The following is a 20,807-nucleotide window of genomic DNA, read 5'->3' as shown; positions in this document are numbered from 1 at the left end:
ACACATGGCAGCCTCGCTTTCGCTCGAATTGCCTTTCATGGACCGGGCGCACGAGCAGTTCACGGCCCTGTTGAAGCGCGTCGACGAAGCCGGCGACGCCGAGCTGCCGGCCGCCTGGGCGCGGGTGGTCGACCTGGCGGCCGAGAGCTTCGCGCGCGAGGACGAGTGGATGCACGCCACCCGCTTCTCCTGCCGCAAGGACCACACGCTGCAGCACCGGGTGGTGCTGGAGGTCATGCGCGAAGGCGTCGTGCAGGCCCGTGAGGGCCAGCTGCTGCAGGTGCGGCAGATGGCCTGGCAGTTCCGCGACTGGTATCACAAGCACGTGCAGTCGATGGATGCGGCGCTGGCGCTGCATCTGCGCGGGGCGCGCTTCGAGCCAGCAAACCGGGGGGATGACGGTTTGCGTGAAGGGGCGCTGATGCGGGTGTCCGGCTGAGCACGGGTGGCTGGCAGTCGGTGTCGCAGATGGGCCCGTTGCAGCTACGCCGAGTGCGGCTCCGCCGGCCGCGAGGAAGTCCGCCCGTGCCGATAGGCGATCCTCACGACGGCGGCGGACACCGCGAAGCCTGCGAGCAGCGCCCAGGCCGACGGGCCGAACTCCTCGTGCGCGACGTGCCAGAACACGGCGACAAGGAAAGCCAACCAGCCTAGACGGGCAAGTAGGTCGATCGGCTTCTCATTCTTCTTATCCTTCTTGTCCTTCTCATCCTTCTCATCCGGATCTTCGCGTTCGTGTCGGCCTGCATCAAGCAGTGCCAGCGCGAGTCCGGCCGCCACGCCCGCCACCGCGCAGCCGACGACGGCATCACCCGCCGCAATCGCAGCGCCGGCGGCGACCAACGCAACGGTGCCTAACACCCGGGCGACCCAGCGGCCGGGCCGGGCGGCCTGCGCGCCGTCGCCCTTGGCGTGACCTCCGTCCTCGTGACCGCCCGACAGCACTCCTTCGTGCGTCGACAGGAACACATCGACGGCCGACGACAGGATCATGCCGGCCGCTCCGAGCACGACCCCGAGTTCGGCCAGCTTCGCGGCGGACGTCACCCAGAAAATCGGCAGCAGGATCGCTGTGGCCAGGAACAGCGAGTACAGCAAAGAGCGCAGCGCAAACGAATCCTTGGCACCGCCGATCGCGGACCATAGGAGCTTGAAGACGCCGCCCGAAGCCAAGCCGATCAGCACGTCGATGACGGTGGTGGTCGCAGCCGAAGGCGCGAACGGCGGCTGGCGTTCGGTCTGCGTGACCCATGCATGCAGGTTGATGCCGTGTACCGGGAAGTCGACGCCGCGCAGCCAGAACATGTCGGCGCTGCCCCAGCGGCCACCGAGGAACACGATGCCGTCGCGGAATGTCTGCGGCGTCTCCATCGCCTGCGCAAAGCTGGACGCCGCGGTCAGGCGCGGTCGAACCAGCTGGGCCGTCTCGATGTCCACGGACGGGTCGGCCGCGGCCATGCATGCGCTGGCCCAGTCGCGCGCGACGCCGCCCGCACGCGACCCGTCGATCCGCTCGCCATTGCCCGACGCCGCGCGCCAGGCGGCCACGCCGAGCGTCTCGAGCGCGCCTTCGCGCGAGTAGTACAGACCATCGCGCGAGACGGCGGCGCTGACGAACTCGAGCTTGCGACCAGCGAGCGCCACCCATTCGTGGTCGAGAGGGCCGGGATTGCCGACATCGAAGCCCTTTGGGCAGACCATCAGCACCCGCGTCGTCTTCGCCAGCGCTTCGAGCGACGCGAGCAGACGCCTGCGCGCCGGCCATTCGGCATCGTCGGCTGGAGACAAATCCAGGTCGATCGCCAGCACGCGCGGCGGCGCTTCGCGCAGGCGCTCTACCAGGCCTTCGATCAGCCCGGGGTCAAGCGGCGAGCGCTGCCGGAACAGGTTGCGGTAATCGTCGTCATCGATGCCGATCACGTGGACACAAGTCTGCGCCGGCGCGCACGGCTGCGTCGCCGCGGCCACGTCCTGCAGTTTGTGCAGCAGCGAGGTCTGCACGGTGGCGTCGACGAATTGACGCAGGGCCGGCTTGAACGGCTGCAGCACGAAGGCGACCAGCGCCGACATGAGCAGGCAGAACACCACGCTGCCGACCCAAGACTCCCAGAACGCGGATGGGATGCGGAGCTGCTGAATAGGTGAAGGGTTGGAAGACATGTCGGATGGAGTACGCGCTGAGCGCGCCGGATGGATGGGATGCGCAGGCGTGAAGTGCGCGTCACGCGCCGCCCGCGGCGGCTGCAACTATATGAAACAATTGATACGATTGCTGAAACAATTCGGCCAAAAATCCGTCCTCGCACCCCGCCCCACTCACCCGTCGTTCGTCACGCCACTGAATGTCCACGCACGCTCATACCCGCCGCTCATCGTTACGGGCCTGCTCTCGCAAACCACTTCTCCTCGCTGCCGCCCTGGCCTCGCTCGCACTGATAGCGGGCTGCGCGCCCAACGCGATGGGCGACCTGGGTCGCGTCCTGGCCGACATCTCCGCGCCGAAGGTGACATTCCTGGTGCCGGCTCGCAGCGCCGACGCGGCCTCGGTGCGCAAGTACGGCCTCGCCGCCGATGGTGCCGAGCTGTCGCAGTGGGTGGCGGTCGACCTCGATGCGTCGATGAACAAGCTGCGGGTGGACGAACGGCCCTGGTTCGAGAGGGTGAAGCTGGGCCCGCGCTTCAACGGCGTGCCGCCCGACACACAGCTCGTGACGGTCGGTCGCGGTCTGGGCGTCGATGCGATGTTGCTGATCAACGGCGCCAATACGAGCACCCGGCGCAGCGACACCACCGAAGAGCGCTACGGCTGCTCGGGCGACACCAAGCTGTTCAAGTCGTGCCCCAAGGAGCGGCAGACCAAGCGCCAGGTCACCTGCACGCAGACCGAGGGGCTGGCAGCACTGCGCATGCGGGTGATCCGGGTGGCCGATGGCAGGGTGCTGTTCAGCGACACTGTGACTGGCAAAAGTTCGTACCGCCGCTGCAGCGACGAGGACGGCGTGCCGCAGGCCGATACGCAGGGCTTGGTGGCGGCTGCGACCAGCGCGGCGCGCGATGCCGTCATGCGGACCATCGCGCCGACTTACGAGCAGCGTCCGCTGGACATGATGACGGCCGACGCCGCCCTGCCCGCGTCCAACCGCGAGGCCTTCGACGCTGCGCTGCAGTTTGCCAAGGCGCGCCGCATGGACGAGGCCTGTCGCCGCTTCGACGAGCTCTATCTCGACTTCAAGGAATCGGTGGCGCTCACTTTCAACACGGGCTTCTGCTACGAGACGCGCGGCGACCTGCTCAAGGCCAGCCAGACTTACCGCCGTGCCTCCGAGCTGCGCAATGCGCCCGACAGCCAGATCGACCGGCGCCTGGCGCAGGTCGAGGTGGCGATTCGGGAGAACCCGGTGGCCTTCATGCCAACGGCGAGTCGGATGGCGACGCCCGCGACGATGCAGGCTGCCACCGTCGCGCCGTCAAGCGGCCGCCGCGTGGCCCTGGTGATCGGAAACGCCACCTACCAGCGCAGCGCACTGGCCAATCCGGTCAACGATGCACGCCTGGTGGGCGCGCAGCTGAAGCGGATCGGCTTCGACGTGACGATCGCGGAGAACGCAACGTCTGCCCGCATGGCCACCGCCATCCGCGACTTTGCCAACCGCGCCAAGGGCGCCGAGTTGGCGCTGCTTTACTACGCGGGCCACGCCATCCAGGCTGACGGCGAGAACATCCTGATGCCGGTCGACAATGGAAGGATGCAGACGCTCGAGGACGTCCGCAACGACGGCGGCCTCCAGCTGGGCGAGGTGTCGGCGATGCTCGACGTGGCAAATCCGCGCGTGAAAGTGGTTGTGCTGGACGCGTGCCGCGACAGCCCGCTGCCGGCCACCACCCGCGGCCTGGCGAGCAACGGCTTGGTGGCCGTCAAGCGGCCACCGGCTGGAACACTGATCGCGTTCGCCACCGCTCCCGGCCGCACTGCCGAGGACGGTACCGGCCGCAACAGCATCTTCTCCAGGAACTTCGCGGCCCAGCTCGCGGTGCCGGGTCAGAGCGTCGAGACGGTGTTCAAGCGCGTGCGCGAGGCCGTGAAGGCCGAGACTCGCAACCGCCAGGAGCCGACCGAGGTCAGCTCGCTGGTCGGCGACGCCTATTTCGCCGCCAACGCACCCTGATGCCGCCGCCATGAAGCCATTCGCCCGCAGCGCGCTTTGCGCATGCCTGTTGTCCGCCAGCCTGGCCGCGCCGGCGGCTCACGCCCGTCAGTGTCTTTACCGCGGTGACGACGACACGGCGCGCGTGATCGACCGTTCGGGCTTGATGTTCAAGCCCTTTCCGCAGGCGCTGACGAGTCACGCGTGCGAGCGGCTGCGCGTGGTGAGCGGCAACGTCGACGTCTACCCGATGGATGCCCCGGCCGACCGGCTGCAGGCCTCGCGGGTAACGCGCGGTCCGCTGGTCGCCGCGGCGGCCACGGACGAAGGCCGCGCCGGCTCCGGGACGCACATCCTCGCGATCGTGCGGACCGTGCTGGAAGGCAATGAGCGGATGGTGAGCGGCTCATCCCGCAGCGCCGACGCCGACTATCTGCGCGAGGCAATGCCCACGGGCCGCATGGCCGAACCCACGGCAGGCTTGCGGATCCCGCTGGCGGCGGCGGCCGACCCGAACCTGAAGCTGGTGGAGGTCTCCAGCGGCGGCAAGGTGATCTACCGGCAGGCGCTGCCGGCCCGCGACGTGGTGCTGCCGGCTGGGCTCTTCACCCGGGGCGCGCGGCTGCAGTGGCGTGTGCTCCACGGCACGGAAACGCTGACCGGCGAGGTGCAGGTGGTGGACGGGGAGACGCTCTCCGCGGCGAGGACCGCCGCCGAGCAGCACGTGGGCGCGGAACCGGATGCGCTGGCGCGCACGCTGCGCGTCGCGACGCTGCTGGCGGATGATGGCTACGCCTGGGAGGCCCGCAAGATCACCGAGGCGGCGCTGGGACGCTGAGGCTGCGACCCGCTGCGAGCCCTTCAGCGCCCGATCTGCGTCACTGAGGGCTGACGGAGTAACGCACCACCACGCCGGCCGGATCGAAGTAGACGTAGAACATGTACGGCAGGTAGTTCTGCTGTATGTGCCAGCTCCAGATCGTGCCGTCGAAGGAATCGACACGCGTCACTTGAAAGGGCTTTCCATAGGTGCGCAGGATTTCTGCCTCGCGCCATTTGCCGACCTGGATCGGGTTGTTGACCAGCGGCGCGGCGAGTTCGGAACGCACGGCCACCACTTGCCCGGCCGCGTTCAGATCGACGTTGTTGACCTCGTAGCCATAGGGCTCGGTTGAATACTGCAAGCGCTCGCCGCCATCGGGCAGCGGGTAGGTGGCGGTCGGCTTGCCCAACTGCTGCAGGGTCTGGGCGCGCGAAGAGCCGAGGGCCAGGCGGGACGGATCGCTGGCGCAGGCGGCCAGCAGCAGGGCCAGGACCGGCGGCAACAAGTGCAGGTGGAAGACTCTCATGGGCGTCTCCATGTCGAAGCTCGGACAGCTCCCATCGTAGCGGGCCCCGGCGCAAGCTGCGCCCCGCGCTGCAGCAAGCCGCGGTTTCCTCCGAATGCAGCCGAGCGGATCTGCGCCCGGCGAGGGGATCAATTTGCCGCGAAACAGTAGAACAGCCCGGCGCCGCCGGTCTTCGGCAGGTCATCCTTGCCGCAGCCCGCGGTGTTGTGCGAGGAGTTCCACGACACCGCCCAGGGGTCCTGGCTGGGACCCGAGCGGTCGAAGTGGCCGACGATGGCCGAGCCGGCGCCGTTCTTCGTCCACTCGCCGCAGGTCATGTCGGGCTGGTTCGGGAACGACGCGGGCGCAGTGCCGTCCGGTCGCGTGCCGGTGAGGATGTCGTGCTGGTTGGGCTGCTTGGAGCGGTCGTTCGCCACTGTGCCCTTCTCGCTCAGCGCGGTTTCCTTGTTGACGTTGTTCTTGTCGCCATGCAGTTCGGCGACATTGCTGGCGATGAGCACGCCCTTCTGGTTGAACCACGGGCCATTGCCGATGCGGTCGCGCGCGTGCACTGCGGCCGTGCCGGGCGGGATGAAGCCCGTGCTGAGATAGGCGCGCCACGTGCGATTGCCCGCACCGACGGCGGACGCCAGCTTCTGGCAATGCGCATCCGCACCTGCCAGGCCGCCCAGATTGGCGCCGTCGCCCGGATTCACGCTGGTCACGAAGAAGCTCATCGGTCCGGTCTTCGGCGCGGAGGCGCAGGACACGACAAGGACGGCCACAGAGACGGCCGAGACGACAGACATCAGACGATGGGTGCGGCGCATTTGCAGTCCTCCGGTGAAGCGGCCAATAGCTTACGTTGGGCAGCCACACCGTTTCTCGGTGCTTACCCGAGCGACCGCTGGCCGCCTTCCTACCGGATGGCCTCTACCGGCGACGTGTCGCCTTGCGCCGCCAGCCTGTTCAGAACCAGGGAGACGATGCCCGAGACAAGGAAACCCGCCGACAGATGGAGGGTCGTCCCGTCGTAGAACGCCCCCACGCCAATGGCAAACAGCGTTGCGACAAAGCTCGAACCGGACGCAATCAACGACGCGCCCAGGCCTGCCACCTGGCCGAGCGAGCGCATGGCCATGGCATTGAGGTTGCCGAACAGGACCCCGATGGCGAAGAACGCCGTAAAACTCAGTGACATGAAAACGGCGAGTGGCGGTCGTCCATGCCAGGCGGTGGACGCCAGCCACATCAGAAGACCTGCCGAAGCCAGTCCCACGAAGGCATGGTGCGCCATGGCATCCATGCCGAAGCGCTGCACGAGTTTGGCGTTCAGGAACGAGGCAAGCCCGATTCCGGCAGCCAGCACCGCGAAATAGAAGGGGAAGGTTTTCGCGATGCCGTAGACATCCAGGAAGAGATCGGCGGCCGTGCTGAGGTAGAGCAGCTGCGCACCGAACACCAGGCCGGTCGCCATGATCAGGGTCGCCACACGGCGGTTCGACAGGATGCGCCGCCCGTTCAACACGAGCAGCTTCGGCCTGAAGGGTATTCGTCTGGCGGGATCCAGTGTTTCCGGCTGCCGCGTCACCAGCCAGACGCCGAGCAGGCCCGCCATGACGAGATAGATGGCGAAAACGCTGCGCCACCCCCCGACCGCCATCACCAGCTGGCCAAGGGTGGGGGCCAGCATCGGCACCAGGATGAAGAGCGTGAACATGAAGGACATGACGCGCGCCATCGCGTCGCCTTCGAACTGGTCGCGGATCATGGCCCGCGTCGCGATCTTCGGTCCGGACACACCCACCCCCTGGAGAAACCGGCCGAGGATCACCGCTTCCAATGATCCGGCGCACATGGCGATGGCGGTGCCCAGCCCGTAGACACCAAGGCCGAGGACAAGCGCCTTCTTTCGCCCCAAGGCATCGGACAGGGGGCCCAGAAGCAGTTCGCCAAAGGCCATGCCGAAGATGAACAGCGAGACGACGTGCTGCGTAGACAGTGGCGGCGTGACGCCGAGATCCGACCCGATCTGGCGCAACCCCGGCAAGAGCGCGTCGATGCTGATCGAGGTCAGCGACGTCAGGAAGGCATAGAGAGCGATGCGCTCGCGGAAGCTGGCCGAAGGGGTCATGCGCGTTTGAAATCTGCTTACGAAGACCGACCGCGAAAGTCTGTTGATGGCCGACCGGGGCGCTCGCTGCTGGCCATTCTGACCTGGGCCGATGCGCAGCAGGCGCATCGGGGGTGCGGACGCGGCGGGTGTTGACAATGCCCCACCATCGCAAAGGTCAGTCGAAGCGCTCGGCGAGCGCTTGGAGACGATGCGAGCCCAGAATGCCCACGAGGATGTGTACCCCGAACGAAGCGAACACCACGATGCCCGCCGTCAACCCCCAATGCTCGCGTGCCAGAACAAGCAAGAGCCCCCGTCAACTCTTCGGCATCAGTTTCTCGACCACCTGCTCGATGCTGAAGCTCGCAGCCCTGGCACGGGGCGGGAATTCCTTGAAGCTCTCCAGCCACTTCGCGATCACAGGTGGAGCGCTGTACAGCAGGAAGTTCTGCTCCATAAACCAGTCGTTGTACTTGATGCTCTCTTCGGCACGCTCGAAGGGATCGGCGCGAAGGTCATAGAACTTGGGTACGCGCATCGGCGACAGGGGCTCGCGCCACGCGTTGATGCCCTGGCTGCGCTGTTCGGAAAAGACGATCTTGTACTTGCCCATGCGGATCGCCATCATGTCGCCGTCGTCGCTCCAGTAGAGGAAGGCCTCGCGCGGGCTGGTCTTTTCCTGGCCTGAAAGGAAGGGCAAGAGGTTGTAGCCGTCGAGGTGCACCTTGAAGCGCTTCTCACCGACCTGATGGCCCTTCTTCAGTTTGGCGACGAGATCGGGCTCGCCGTTGGCTGCGGCGAAGGTCGGGATGAAGTCCTGCAGCGAGCAGATGTCGTTGATCACCGAGCCGGGCTCGATCACCCCGGGCCACCGCATCACGCACGGGATGCGCCAGCCCCCTTCCCAGTTGGTGTCCTTCTCGCCGCGGAACGGTGTCGCGCCGCCGTCGGGCCAGGTGCAGACCTCGGCGCCGTTGTCGGTGGTGAAGACGACGATGGTGTTGTCGGCCACGCCGAGGTCATCGAGCTTCTTCAGCAGCTCGCCGACATAGCCGTCCAGCTCGACCATCCCGTCGGGGTAGAGGCCGAAGCCGCTCTTGCCTCGCGATGATTCCTTCAGGTGGGTGAAGACATGCATGCGGGTCGGGTTGAAGTAGCAGAACCAGGGCCCGCCCTCCTTCGTCTTCCGTTCCATGAAGTCCATGGCCGCGCCGATGAATTCGTCGTCCACCGTCTCCATGCGCTTTCGAGTGAGCGGCCCGGTGTTGTCGATGCGCTGCTTGCCGACCTTGCCGAACTGCTCGTCGACGGTCGCGTCATCCTTGTCGGTCGCCTTGCACCGCATCACGCCGCGGGGGCCGAATCGCTTTCGGAATGCCGGGTCCTTGGGGTAGTTCTCGTACTCGGGCTCTTCCTCGGCGTTGAGGTGGTACAGGTTGCCGAAGAACTCGTCGAAGCCATGCACGGTCGGCAGGTGCTCGTTGCGGTCACCCAGGTGGTTCTTGCCGAACTGGCCGGTGGCGTAGCCGAAGCTCTTGAGAAACTCGGCGATCGAAGGGTCCTCCGCGCTCAGCCCCAGCGTCGCCCCGGGCATGCCCACCTTGGTGAGGCCGGTGCGAATGGGGGTCTGCCCGGTGATGAATGCGGCCCGCCCCGCCGTGCAACTCTGCTGTCCGTAGAAGTCGGTGAACAACGCACCTTGGCGTGCGATCCTGTCGATGTTGGGGGTTCGGTAGCCCATGACGCCGAGGTTGTAGGCGCTGACGTTGAACCAGCCGATGTCGTCGGCCATGATGAACAGGATGTTCGGCTTCGCTGAGGTGGCCATCGGTGCTCCTTGGAGGGTTCGAGGACGTGAGTACGGCCATCATCCGCCACCACAGCCCACGACGGTATTGCACCTTGGTGCAGCGGAGCGCGGACAGCCGTCATCGTGGCGGGGCCCGGCGCACCTTGCGCCCCGCCTGGCGATCCATGCGTCTACTGGCGCGCCATCGCAATGTGCATGGCCTGTTCGGGCGAGACCAGATGGTCCACGCTCTCTGCAGCGTCGGCGATAGCGAGTTGCACGCCCTTGACGCGTCCGTTGAACGCGTTGCCGGCGGGCCCGTAGTCGGGGGACACGGGCGCGCCGCTGTCTTGGCCCACATCGCAGCCGTCATCCGCCGAGAAGACCATGGCCTGGGTCATCGGGACAGAACCCTCGCCGGCCTTCTTGCCGTCGATGAACAAGGTCACCTGGCCGCCCTTGCCAAGGCCGCCGCCCGCATAGGCGAACTCCATGCGCACCTGATGCTCGCCGCTTGGCAGCGGGTCTGTCGATTCGACGAAATAGTGATTCACCCCTGCCACGTTGTAGCAGTACTTGAGCTTGCCCTGGTGCGCGTAGAGGCTCCATCCGCCGATGTTCGCGCCCTGCGCGATGATCACGCCCTGCGCACCCGAATCCTGCACGACGATCTCGGCGGTGACCGAGTGGGACTTGTTCTTGAGGTTGAGAACGCTTCGCCGTCGTCGCCGAAGCCGCCGATGCCGGCGAGGCCCACCGGCGCGCGGCCGAGGTCCAGCCGGACGTGATCCTGCTCGACAACCACCTGCCGGGCGTCAAGGGCGTCGATGCGTTGGTGGGGCTGAAGGAAGTGGCGCCACAGGCCCGCGTGCTGATGCTGACGGTCAGCGAGGACGAGCGCGACCTCTCCGCGGCGCTGCGCGGCGGCGCGCAGGGCTACCTGCTCAAGACGGTCGACAGCGACGGGATGGCGGCCGCCATCCTGCGGGCGATGGCCGGCCAGTCGACCATCAGCCCCGAGATGACGGGCAAGCTGGTGACGGCCTTCCAGTCGCTGCACGGCGATGCGGCGCCGGCGGCCGACCCGGACCCGATCCACAGCCTGTCGACGCGCGAGCGCGAGATCCTGGGCCACATCTCGCGCGGCGCGAGCGACAAGGACATCGGGCGCGCGCTCGGCATCGCGGAGACCACGGTCAAGATCCACGTGCAGCACATCCTGCGCAAGCTCAACCTCGCCTCGCGCGTGCAGGCGGCGGTCTACGCCGTGGGCCGGATCGAATGAGCGCCGCGCCGCAGGGGCCGGTGCCGGCGGCGCGCTGGGCGATCGACGCGCTGGCCGGGCGCGTCTCGGTCGGCGCCCGGCACCTCGATGCGCCCGCGCCTTCCGAGGCGCAATGGCGGCAGGCCACGGCGCTGGCGCTGCGCGCGCCCGATCACGGCGGCCTGCATCCCTTTCGCTTCGTGCGTGAGCGGCGCATCGGCGCGCGACCCCGCGATCGCCGCCGCCTTCTGCGCGCCGGGCGAGACGCTGATCGCCTGGATCGTCGCCGGCACGGCGAGCCGCCCTCCGCGCCCGAAGCGCCGCGAGGACGCCGCGGCGGTGTTCAGCCGGTGGCGTCCCGAGGGATGGAGCGGGCCGGAATCGCGGCTGCGGCTGCCATAGGCCATGGCAGCCGGCAGCGTCAATCAGCCAGGCAAGGGAGATACCTGGTCAATGCACCTGCCGCGTCCTGGAGCAGCGCGAACTCCGAGTCGGACAACGGATGGCTGCTCATGTCGAAGTGGCTCATGGTGCCCCACAACGTGCCGTGCTCGTCCACCACCGGGACGCTGTGGTACGAGACGACGACGCCGCGATAGGGATGCCCGACCAGCCGGTCGTCGTGCGCGGAATCGTCGGTGCGAAACGCCTGATCCCGGAGGACGAACTGGCAAAAGCTCTGTTTGAAAGGCACGGCGATGAGGTATTCGGGGCGCATTTGTCCTCGCTTGTCTTCCAGCAGCACATTGCGCAGCAGTTCCCTTTCGAACCGGTAGACGGCGGTGTAGCGGTGCGGCACACCTTGGTTCAAGTAGCGCAAGGCCTCCTGCGGGCCCTGGCCGGCCAGCAATGCCGAGAAATGATCGAGCGTTCGTTCGTACGGGTTCACGTGTCTCCTCCTGTAGCCCCCTCGCCTCCGGCCGAGGGCTGATTGACTATAAAGACCAAGCGCTGCAAATGTGACTAGATCACATGCAACACAGTGTTTCGCCAAGCCCTGGGCCGTGTCGTCTCTCTCCCTCGACTTCAACTGGCGTGGCCCGGCCGGCGCAGCCCGCCCGGTCGCGTGAGCCGCGCCGTGATCGCCGCCTTGAGCGGCGGCAGGTGCTGCGCCCCGCGCAGGATGAGCCGGCGCGCCAGCCGCTGTGGCGCGCCGTTGCTGGCGTAGAGCTTGGCCACGGCGTTGGTGCCGTGGTACATCACGGCGGCGTCGCGGCGGTGCCGGCGGTCGTAGCGGTCGAGCGCGGCGGCATCGCCGATGTCCAGGCCCCGGCCGCGCGCATCGCCCAGCGCCTGGCTCAGCGTGGCGACGCTTTGCAGACCGAGGTTGTAGCCGTGCGCCGTCACCGGGTGCATGCCGACCGCGGCGTCGCCGATCAACGCGCTGCGCACGGCGGTGAAGCGGCGCGCGAAGGCCGTGACCAGCGGGTAGGCGAAACGCTCGCCGAGCAGGTCCATGCGGCCCAGCCGGCCCCTGAACTGGGCCTCGACCAGGGACGCGAAGTCGCGCGCGGGCAAGGCCATCAGCCGCGCCGCGGCGGCGGTGTCGGTGGTCACCACGGCGGAGCAGACATCGCCCGCCAGCGGCAGCACGGCCAGCGTGCGCTCATGGCCGAAGCACTCGCAGGCCACGTCGTGGTGAGGCAGCGCATGCCGCATGCGGCAGACGATCATGGTGCGGCCGAAGTCGTGCATGTCGGCGGCGATGCCCAGTTGCCGGCGGGCCCACGAGAAGCGGCTGTCGGCGGCGATGAACAGGCGCGCCGCCATCCGCTCGCGCAAGGCCGGGGCGTCGGCACTCTCGAATTCGAGCGCGACGCCCAGGGCCGAGGGCACGACGCGCAGCAGCCGCGAGGCGTCCCGCAGGCGCAGCCCGGGGCGCTCGACGGCAGCCTCGAAGCTGACGCGGCGCAGCGCATGGTTCGGCACGATCCAGCCCAGCGCGTCGCGCGCATGGAAGCGCAAGTCCGGATGCTCGCGATCGCCATCGATCACGCGGGCCTCGCGGATGCGGCCGATTTCGTCGGCCCGCAGCCGCTGCCACAGGCCCAGCGCCTGCAAGGTGTCGACGCTCGCATGGCTCAAAGCGATCTCGCGGCCGTCCTCCGCCGGCGCCGCCAGGGCGGCGCGCGGCTGGAGGTCGAGCACGGTGACGGCGACATCCGCATCGGCCAGCGCGATGGCCATGGCGAGCCCGGTGGGGCCGGCGCCGACGACGACGACTTCAGGTTCTTGCAACGACACGGCTCGGCCCTCCCTTCAACAAGGCGGCGATGCGCCGGTCCTTCTCCGACCATTGGACGTGGATCCAGTCGCGCACGCCCTGGCGCCACGCCGGGTCGGCGTGCGCAGTGCGCAGCGGCGCCGGGATGGCGCGCTGCCGCACATCGACCACCACGGCCCCCGCCGGCAGCACCATGAGCGTGAAGCCCACCAGGGTGTTGAGCCCCAGCAGCAGGCCGTTGGCCGTGCCGCGCAACACCGGACCCAGGCTCATCCGCAGCTTCCCAGGTGTCCGCACTGGGTGCAGAAATCGCAGCCGTCCTTGCGGATCATCGCGTGGGCGCCGCATTCGGGGCACCTGGCGCCCGCCAGCGACACCGGCGCGGCAGCGTCCCGAAGCGGCGCCGACGCATCGGCCGCCGGGGCCGGCGCACCGCTGCGGCGCAGGATCAGGTTCTGCACCGCATAGGCGATGGCGCCGACTTCGGAGTCGTGCCACAGCGGCACCTGGCTGCCGTCGGCCTTGACGTAGCTGCCCAGGCGCACCGGGCCGCGGTCCCAGGCGACCTTGCGCATGTCGGCTAGCGCGCGTTCGAGGAAGCCGCCGCGCGCGGCCAGCGACAGCAGCCGCATGCTGGCGGTGATCCATTGCTGCGACTCGCCGCTCTGGCCCACCGGCATGAAGAACTCCACGGCCCGCTCGCGGCCATCGGCCACCGGCAGGAAGGAGACCACGAGGTAGAGCGTCTGGCGGCCCAGGTGGGTCCAGTACTCGATCTTCTCGGCCACCGCATCGAGCGCGCCGGTCGGCCGGCTCTCGATCATCGCGCGCATCGGGTCGGCGGCGGCCTGCTGCGGCGCGGCGGCCGCCTCCGGCGGCGGCGGCGCGACCTCCAGCACCGACCCGAGGATCTGGTTCGGCCGGTAAGTGGCGAGGCCCTTCAGGCCGGCGCTCCAGGCCTGCTGGTAGAGCCCCTTGAACTCCGCGTAGGGATAGTCGGCCGGGACGTTGACCGTCTTCGAGATCGCGGTGTCGACGTAGGGCTGCACCGCTTCCATCATCGCCAGGTGCGCCTCGGCCGGCATCGACAGGGCCGAGACGAAATGGTCCGGCAGGCGGTCGGTGTCGCCGCCCAGGAAGCGGTAGAGGCGCCAGGCATGGTCCTCGACCTCGTAGGTCGAGGTGCTGCCGTCGGCCTCGCGCTTCTTGCGCTGGTAGCTCCACGAGAACGCCGGCTCGATGCCGTTGGAGGCGTTGTCGGCAAAGGCCAGGCTCACGGTGCCGGTGGGCGCGACCGACACCAGGTGGCTGTTGCGGATGCCGTGGGCGCGGATCTGCGCCTGCAGCGCCGGTGCGAGCCGGCTGGCGAAGGTGCCGGGCGCCAGGTAGCGCGCGGCGTCGAAGACCGGGAAGGCGCCCTTGTCGCGCGCCAGCGCCACCGAGGCCGCATAGGCCGCGTCGCGCAAGGTGCGCGCGATGCGCACCGCCATCTCGCGGCCCTCGGCCTGGTCGTAGCGCAGGCACAGCATCACCAGTGCATCGCCGAGCCCGGTGAAGCCGACGCCGATGCGCCGCTTGGCCATGGCCTCGACCCGCTGCTGCGGCAGCGGCCAGAAGCTCAGGTCGAGCACGTTGTCCAGCGCGCGCACCTGGATCGCCACGGCGGCGGCGAAGCCGTCGAAGTCGAACTGCGCCATGCCGCCGAGGCCGAACGGATGGCGCACGAAGCGCGGCAGGATGACCGGGCCGAGATCGCAGCAGCCGTAGGGCGGCAGCGGCTGTTCGCCGCACGGGTTGGTGGCGGCGATGTGCTCGCAATAGCCCAGGTTGTTGTCGTTGTTGATGGTGTCGGTGAACAGGATCCCGGGCTCGGCGAAGTCGTAGGCCGACCGCATCACGGTGTCCCAGAGCTCGCGCGCCGGCAGGCGGCGGTAGACCCAATGCTCGCCCTGCTGGCATGCCCCCTGCGCGATCAGCGCCGGGCCCGGGCGGGCGGCGTGCACCAGCGACCAGTCCTTGTCGGCCGCCAGCGCCCGCATGAAGGCGTCGCTGACCGCCACCGAGACGTTGAAGTTGTTCCAGCGCCCCGGCGTGCGCTTGGCGGTGATGAACTCCAGCACGTCGGGGTGGTCGATGCGCAGCACGCCCATCTGGGCGCCGCGGCGCGCACCCGCGCTCTCGACGGTCGAGCAGGAACGGTCGAAGACGTCGATGTAGCTGCACGGGCCCGAGGCCAGCGAGGCGGTGGCCCGCACCTCGGCGCCGCGCGGCCGGATGCGCGAGAAGTCGTAGCCGACCCCGCCGCCGCGGCGCATGGTCTCGGCCGCTTCGCGCAGGGCTTCGTAGATGCCGGCATGGCCGCCCGCGTCGTGGCCCTGGATGCAGTCGCCCACCGGCTGCACGAAGCAGTTGATCAGCGTGGCGTCGAGCCCGGTGCCGGCCGCGCTCATGATCCGGCCGGCGCCGATCGCCCCGGCCCGCAGGTTGTCGAGGAAGCGCGCCTGCCATGCCGCCCGCTCGCCTTCGGCCTCGACCGAGGCCAGCGCCGCCGCGACGCGCACGAACAGGTCGTCGGCGCTGCGCTCGTCGCCCTTCAGGTACTTCTGCGCCAGCACGTCGAGGCTGATGGCCTGCATCGGCGGCTGGCCGGTGACGCCGTCGTCGCGCTTCATGCGGCGGCTCCCAGTTCGGGCTGCGCACGCAGGCCGCCCAGCAGCCACTGCATCAGCTCCAGCACCGGCCGGATCTCGCGGCCGAAGGGCAGCCGGCCGGCGCCGCGGAAGAACAGCCCCTGTGCGGTGCGGCCCGCCAGCGCGTGGCCCAGCATCTTGTCGATGCAGAACTTGCCCCAGCCCGGCGTGCCGTCGCGCAGCCCGCAATGGGCCAGGCAGTCGAAACGCATGGTGCAGGCGGTCTCGCGGTGGCTCTTGGCCATCAGCCGGGGTTCCAGCCGCAGGTACTTGTCGAGCCAGGGCGTGCGCACCGCGCGCGCCGGCAGGCCGGCGACGCTGGTGAACTCGACCAGGTCCTCGGGCCCGGCGTCGGCCAGCACGCGCTTGAAGGCCGGGTCGGCATCGCATTCGGTGGTCACCGCGAAGGCGGTGCCGAGCTGCACCGCCGAGGCGCCGAGCGACTGCAGCCGGCGGATGTCGTCCAGGCGCTCGACGCCGCCGGCCGCGATCAGCGGAATGCGGCCCTCGATGCCCGCGGTCTTGAAGAAGGCCTGCACCTGCGGCAGCACGACGTCGAACTCGAAGCGCGGGTCGCTCAGGTCGCCGACCTTGGCGGCGCCCAGATGGCCGCCCGCCAGCCGCGGATGCTCGATCACGATGGCATCGGGCAGGCGGCCCTTCTTCTCCCACTTGCGCACCACCAGCTGCACGCCGCGGGCGTCCGACAGGATCGGGATCAGCGCCACGCCGGGATGCTCGCGCGCCAGGTCCGGCAGGTCCAGCGGCAGCCCGGCACCGACCACCAGCGCATCGGCGCCGCAGGCCATCGCATGCCGCACCTGCGCCTCGTAGGCGGTCAGCGCCTTCATGACGTTGACGGCGACCAGGCCGCGGCCGCCGGCGAGCTGCCGGGCCTTCGCGATCTCGCGGCCCAGCGCCTCGAGGTTGGCGGCGTCGATGCGCGCAGCGGCATCGGGCTCGGCCTCGATGTTCGCGGTCTGCGCCCACAGGTCCGGGTGCAGGCGCCGCAGGTCGACCGACGACACGGTGCCGATGCCGCCCAGGCCGGCCACGGTGCCGGCCAGCCGGCCGGCCGACACGCCGACGCCCATGCCGCCCTGCACCACCGGCAGCAGCTCGCGGCCCGCCAGCGTCCAGCGGCGCAGGCCGGAGGCACTGGCCAGCGCCGCGAGGCGCCCGGCCGCGGCCTGCGCTTGATCAGTGTCCTGGCTCATCCGGCGCTATCGCAGCACCAGCACCGGCAGGGCGGAATGGGTCAGCACGTGCTGGGTCTCGCTGCCGATCAGCAGCCGGCCCAGGCCCTTGCGGCCGTGCGAGGCCATCACGATCAGGTCGCAGGCCTGCTTCTGGGCGGCGGCGATGATCGATTCGGCGACCTGGTTCGAATGGGCCACCAGCGGATGGCAGGACACGCCGCGCGCGCCGGCCCGCTCGCCGATCGCGGCCACCAGGGCCTGCGCGTTGGCGAGGCGCTGCTTGTCGAGGCTCTCGTTCTCGACCGATTCGCGCACCGACGAGCCGTCCATGTAGCTCTTGGGCAGCCGGCGCGCCACGGTGAAGACGACCAGCTCGGCGCCGTGCTGCCGCGCCAGTTCGATGGCGTTCTCGACCGCCTTGTCGGACAAGGGCGAGCCGTCGGTGGCGACCAGGATTTTCTTGAACATGATGGAGGTCTCCGTTGGAAGGCCTCCAGTCTCGGCCAGCCGCGCGGCGCGCGGATTGACCGGGATCAAGCTTGCATCGCGTGGCGCTGCGTGCTGCCGGTGCCCAGCGCAGGGCCGAGGCCGATCGGTGCCGGCACCGCATTGACGATGCGGGTGTAGAGCGCGCGGTAGGTGTCGTCGGGCTCGTGGCCGGTGAAGGGATCGCGATGGGCGCCGAAGGCGGCGTCGAGGTCGCGCCAGTCCTCCTCGGTCAGCACGCGCTCTGCCAGCGGCAGGATCTCCTTCTCCTCCTGCGCCATGTGGGCCAGGTAGAAGTCGGTGTAGCGCGCGATCGCCCGCTCGAAGGGCTCGCGGTGCGCCTCGCCGAGCATCTCGTAGACCAGCAGCGCATGTTCGACTTCGCGGATGTTGCGCTCGCCGAACGCGTGGTCGCGGTCCAGGTGGTCGAGCAGTTCGCGCGCCAGCGGCGTGCGGGCGCGCAGCTTGGGAAAGAGCAGCTCGGTCTCGTGACGGTGGTGCCGCTGCTCGGGAAACTGGTCGACGTAGAACAGCATCGCGCGCAAGGCCGAGAAGTCGGGCGTGCTCTGCTGCCTTCGGTGGGCATCGAGCAGCAGCAGGATGGAGCGCAGCATGGCCGAGAGGGCCGCGTGCTCGTCCCGGATGATGCGGGTGGTGGTGTGCGTTGTCATGCGTGTCTCCGGAGTGGGGTTCCAGCTTTGCACGGCCGATGCCGCACGGCCTTGCCCCAGATCAAGGAGACGTCGTGTCGGGCGCCGAACATTGACAGGGGCGTGGAGGGTGCGCGCATGATGCGGGCCCCGGTTCATTCCCAGTGGCCCCGCGAGCCCCCGCCCGGCCGCTCCGAAGGGGCCTCGCACCGCAATGCGAAGCATGGAGGTTATCTAGTGAGCATCCGCCACCTCGACCGACTGTTGTTGCCGCGCTCCGTGGCCGTGCTCGGTGCCTCGCACCGGCCCGGCGCGATCGGCACCCGCGTCTGGCAGCACCTGCGCGACGGCGGCTTCGTCGGCCCGATCTACCCGGTGAACCCCAAGCATGCGCGGCTGGACGGCCTGCCCGTGTTCGCGCGCGTCGCCGACCTGCCCGCCGCACCCGACCTGGCGCTGATCTGCACGCCGGCGCACACGGTGGCGCGCCTGGTGGCCGAACTCGGGGCGGCCGGTGGCCGGGCCGCGGTGATCGTCAGCACCGGCTTGAGCGCCGCCCAGCAGCAGGCCGCGCTCGACGCCGCCCGGCCGCACCTGCTGCGCCTGCTGGGTCCGGGCTCGCTCGGCGTGCTGAGCCCGCACATCGGCCTCCATGCCGGCCTGGCCCATGTCGCGGCGCCGCCGGGCGAGCTGGCCTTCATCTCCCAGTCCGGCGCAGTGGCCGGCGCGATGCTGGACTGGGCCGCCAGCCGCGGCGTCGGCCTGTCGCACCTGGTGGCGCTGGGCGAGCACTGCGACGTCGATGCCGGCGACCTGCTCGACCGCTTCGCGAGCGACGGGCGCACCCGCGCCATCCTGCTCTACGTCGAATCGATCGCCTCGCCGCGCAAGTTCATGTCGGCCGCGCGCGCCGCGGCGCGCAACAAGCCGGTGATCGTCGTCAAGGCCGGCCGCGCGGGCCAGGGCCTGCGGGCCGCCGCCTCGCACTCCGGCGCCCTGGCCGGCTCCGACATCGTTCATGACGCGGCCATCCGCCGCGCCGGCATGCTGCGGGTGGACACGCTGCAGGAGCTTTTCATGGCGGCCGCGACGCTGGCCCGCTTCCGCCTCAACTGCAGCGAGACGCTGACCATCCTGGGCAACGGCGGCGGCGCCGGCGTGATGGCGGCCGACGCCGCCGCCCGCGCCGGCATCCGGCTGGCCGAGCCGGGCGCCGCCCTGCTCGAACAGCTCGACCAGACGTTGCCGCCGGAGGCTTCCTGCGCCAACCCGATCGACATCCTCGGCGACGCGCCGGCGGCGCGCTATGCCGCGGCGCTGTCGGCGCTGCTGGCCGACCCGGCGAGCGGCGCCGTGCTGTTGGTCCACGCCCCGACCGTGGCCGAGCGCAGCGACGCGATCGCACGCGCCTGCGCGCCGCTGGTGCGCGCCAACGACCCGCGGGTGATGGGCTGCTGGCTCGGCGATGCCGACATGGCGCCGGCCCGCGCGCTGTTCGAGGCGGCCGGCATTCCAGACTACCCGACGCCCGAGGACGCCGTGCGCGCCTTCGGCATGCTGCAGACCTACCGCCACAACCAGGCCCTGCTGATGGAGGCGCCCAGCGCCAGCGAGAACCCGGCCCCCGACGTGCCGGCGGCGCAGCGGCTGCTGGAGGCCGCCGCCGCCGACGGCCGCGAATGGCTGGGCGAACACGAGGCCAAGGCGGTGCTGCAGGCCTACGGCGTGCCGGTGGTGCGCACGCTGATGATTCCGGCCTCGGGCGAAGGTCTGCATGAGGCGGCCCGCGAGCTCGGCTATCCGGTGGTGCTCAAGATCGTGTCGCGCGACGTCGCCCACAAGACCGACGTCGGCGGCGTCAGGCTGGACCTGCGCGACCCGGCCGCGCTCGAACAGGCCGTGGGCGAGATGCGGCAGGCGCTCGCCAGCCTGCAGCCCGGGGCCCGCATCGACGGCTTCACCGTGCAGCCGATGGTGCGCCGCCCGCACGCGCAGGAGGTGATCGTCGGCGCCAGCATCGACGCAGTCTTCGGCCCGGTCATCCTGTGCGGGGGCGGCGGCATCGCGGTCGAGGTGACGGCCGATGTCGCGGTCGCGCTGCCGCCGCTCAACCGCAGCCTGGCGCGCGAGCTGGTCTCGCGCACCCGCATCGCGCGGCTGCTGGCCGGCTACCGCGACCACCCGCCGGCCGATCTCGACGCGCTGCACGACGTGCTGATCGCGGTGTCGCAGATGCTGGCCGACCTGCCGCAGCTGGCCGAGCTCGACATCAATCCGCTGTGGGTCGACGAGCACGGCGCGCTGGCGCTCGACGCCCGGCTGCGGGTCGCGGGCGGGCGGGTGGCCGGCGCCGCCAATTTCGCGATCCGGCCCTATCCCAGGCAGTGGGTCCGCGAGGCGGACTGGAACGGCCGCCCGATCACGATCCGGCCGATCCGCCCGGAGGACGAGAACCAGCACCTGCGCTTCCTGGAACGGCTCAGCCCCGAGGACGTGCGCATGCGGCTGTTCCAGGCCCGCAGCGAACTGCCGCGCAGCGAGCTGGCCCGGCTGGCCCAGATCGACTACGACCGCGAGATGGCCTTCATCGCCGAAGCCCCCGGGGCGGACGGCCGGCCCGAGACGCTGGGCGTGGCGCGCACCATCTGCGACCCCGACAACATCGAGGCCGAGTTCGCGCTGGTGGTGCGCTCCGACCTCAAGGGCGGCGGCCTCGGCCGGATGCTGTTCGAGCAACTGATCGCGCACGCCCGCAGCCGCGGCACCCGGCGCCTGGTCGGCATGATCCTGCGCGAGAACACCCGCATGCTGAAGCTGTCGCGGGCGCTGGGCTTCGAGCGCGAGCGCAGCCTGGAGGAATCCTCCGACGTGTTGCACGTGGCGATGAACCTGGCGCCGCCGGCCTGAGCGGCGCCA

Annotated in this window: 18 protein-coding genes and 1 pseudogene; 5 read left to right on the top strand and 14 right to left on the bottom strand. The window is 69.7% G+C overall.

The features are described 5' to 3' along the window. Positions 1-4 precede the first annotated feature (4 nt). Positions 5-439, top strand: coding sequence for a bacteriohemerythrin (locus tag QTI33_RS31590; RefSeq protein ID WP_286510520.1), 435 nt, complete (start codon positions 5-7; stop codon positions 437-439). 44 nt (positions 440-483) lie between these two features. On the opposite strand, the gene QTI33_RS31585 is transcribed toward QTI33_RS31590, so the two are convergent. After that, positions 484-2,160, bottom strand: coding sequence for a CHASE2 domain-containing protein (locus QTI33_RS31585; protein ID WP_286510519.1), 1,677 nt, complete (start codon positions 2,158-2,160; stop codon positions 484-486). A gap of 182 nt (positions 2,161-2,342) precedes the next feature. Here QTI33_RS31585 and QTI33_RS31580 point away from each other — a divergent pair, with 182 nt between their 5' ends. Then, entirely contained in the window at positions 2,343-4,166 is a 1,824-nt protein-coding gene (locus tag QTI33_RS31580) for a caspase family protein (RefSeq protein ID WP_286510518.1), read from the top strand. A gap of 10 nt (positions 4,167-4,176) precedes the next feature. Then, positions 4,177-4,983, top strand: a complete 807-nt coding sequence (locus tag QTI33_RS31575; RefSeq protein WP_286510517.1) for a hypothetical protein — start codon at positions 4,177-4,179, stop codon at positions 4,981-4,983. A gap of 40 nt (positions 4,984-5,023) precedes the next feature. Here the strand turns inward: QTI33_RS31575 and QTI33_RS31570 are convergent, their stop codons facing one another. The 5 genes from QTI33_RS31570 to QTI33_RS31550 all read right to left on the bottom strand — a co-directional run bounded on the left by QTI33_RS31570 (position 5,024) and on the right by QTI33_RS31550 (position 10,043). Continuing rightward, the gene (locus QTI33_RS31570; RefSeq protein WP_286510516.1) at positions 5,024-5,494 is read right to left on the bottom strand and encodes a hypothetical protein; all 471 of its coding nucleotides are present in this window, start codon (positions 5,492-5,494) and stop codon (positions 5,024-5,026) included. A 128-nt stretch (positions 5,495-5,622) separates the two neighbouring features. Continuing rightward, positions 5,623-6,303 carry a hypothetical protein gene (locus QTI33_RS31565; protein WP_286510515.1) on the bottom strand — a complete coding sequence of 227 codons (681 nt, stop codon included), beginning with the start codon at positions 6,301-6,303 and terminating at the stop codon, positions 5,623-5,625. 89 nt (positions 6,304-6,392) lie between these two features. Beyond that, positions 6,393-7,607, bottom strand: coding sequence for a multidrug effflux MFS transporter (locus QTI33_RS31560; protein ID WP_286510514.1), 1,215 nt, complete (start codon positions 7,605-7,607; stop codon positions 6,393-6,395). Between the two features lie 298 nt (positions 7,608-7,905). After that, on the bottom strand, positions 7,906-9,417 hold the full coding sequence (locus tag QTI33_RS31555) for an arylsulfatase (protein ID WP_286510513.1): 1,512 nt from the start codon (positions 9,415-9,417) through the stop codon (positions 7,906-7,908). Positions 9,418-9,569: 152 nt separating this feature from the next. After that, positions 9,570-10,043: a hypothetical protein gene (locus tag QTI33_RS31550; protein ID WP_286510512.1), complete on the bottom strand. Its 474-nt coding sequence runs from the start codon at positions 10,041-10,043 to the stop codon at positions 9,570-9,572. 47 nt (positions 10,044-10,090) lie between these two features. On the opposite strand from QTI33_RS31550, the pseudogene QTI33_RS31545 reads away from it, so the two are divergent. Further along, positions 10,091-10,663, top strand: a pseudogene (locus QTI33_RS31545) (LuxR C-terminal-related transcriptional regulator); the annotation flags it as partial. Here the strand turns inward: QTI33_RS31545 and QTI33_RS31540 are convergent. The 8 genes from QTI33_RS31540 to QTI33_RS31505 form a co-directional block, all read right to left on the bottom strand. Continuing rightward, positions 10,639-11,049, bottom strand: coding sequence for a hypothetical protein (locus QTI33_RS31540; protein WP_286510511.1), 411 nt, complete (start codon positions 11,047-11,049; stop codon positions 10,639-10,641). The pseudogene QTI33_RS31545 and the gene QTI33_RS31540 sit on opposite strands and share 25 nt — an antisense overlap. A 14-nt stretch (positions 11,050-11,063) precedes the next feature. Continuing rightward, positions 11,064-11,531 carry a GAF domain-containing protein gene (locus tag QTI33_RS31535; RefSeq protein WP_286510510.1) on the bottom strand — a complete coding sequence of 156 codons (468 nt, stop codon included), beginning with the start codon at positions 11,529-11,531 and terminating at the stop codon, positions 11,064-11,066. 137 nt (positions 11,532-11,668) lie between these two features. Continuing rightward, positions 11,669-12,886, bottom strand: a complete 1,218-nt coding sequence (gene ubiM, locus QTI33_RS31530) for a 5-demethoxyubiquinol-8 5-hydroxylase UbiM (RefSeq protein WP_286510509.1) — start codon at positions 12,884-12,886, stop codon at positions 11,669-11,671. Then, complete coding sequence (locus tag QTI33_RS31525; protein ID WP_286510508.1) at positions 12,867-13,139, bottom strand: hypothetical protein; 273 nt, start codon at positions 13,137-13,139, stop codon at positions 12,867-12,869. The genes ubiM and QTI33_RS31525 overlap by 20 nt, the downstream gene beginning before the upstream one ends. Then, a complete protein-coding gene (locus QTI33_RS31520) occupies positions 13,136-15,538 on the bottom strand; it encodes an adenosylcobalamin-dependent ribonucleoside-diphosphate reductase (protein ID WP_286510507.1) in 2,403 nt (800 codons plus the stop codon). The genes QTI33_RS31525 and QTI33_RS31520 overlap by 4 nt, the downstream gene beginning before the upstream one ends. Next, positions 15,535-16,773, bottom strand: coding sequence for an NAD(P)H-dependent flavin oxidoreductase (locus QTI33_RS31515; RefSeq protein WP_286510506.1), 1,239 nt, complete (start codon positions 16,771-16,773; stop codon positions 15,535-15,537). Before QTI33_RS31515 ends, QTI33_RS31520 begins: the two co-directional genes overlap by 4 nt. A 6-nt stretch (positions 16,774-16,779) precedes the next feature. Next, the gene (locus QTI33_RS31510) at positions 16,780-17,223 is read right to left on the bottom strand and encodes a universal stress protein (protein WP_286510505.1); all 444 of its coding nucleotides are present in this window, start codon (positions 17,221-17,223) and stop codon (positions 16,780-16,782) included. 65 nt (positions 17,224-17,288) lie between these two features. Continuing rightward, on the bottom strand, positions 17,289-17,912 hold the full coding sequence (locus QTI33_RS31505) for a hemerythrin domain-containing protein (RefSeq protein ID WP_286510504.1): 624 nt from the start codon (positions 17,910-17,912) through the stop codon (positions 17,289-17,291). 216 nt (positions 17,913-18,128) lie between these two features. Here QTI33_RS31505 and QTI33_RS31500 point away from each other — a divergent pair, with 216 nt between their 5' ends. Beyond that, a complete protein-coding gene (locus QTI33_RS31500; protein ID WP_286510503.1) occupies positions 18,129-20,798 on the top strand; it encodes a bifunctional acetate--CoA ligase family protein/GNAT family N-acetyltransferase in 2,670 nt (889 codons plus the stop codon). Positions 20,799-20,807: the final 9 nt, after the last annotated feature.

The organism is Variovorax davisae (assembly GCF_030316845.1).
GTDB lineage: Bacteria > Pseudomonadota > Gammaproteobacteria > Burkholderiales > Burkholderiaceae_C > Variovorax > Variovorax davisae.
This window is presented reverse-complemented; position numbering and strand designations above follow the sequence as displayed.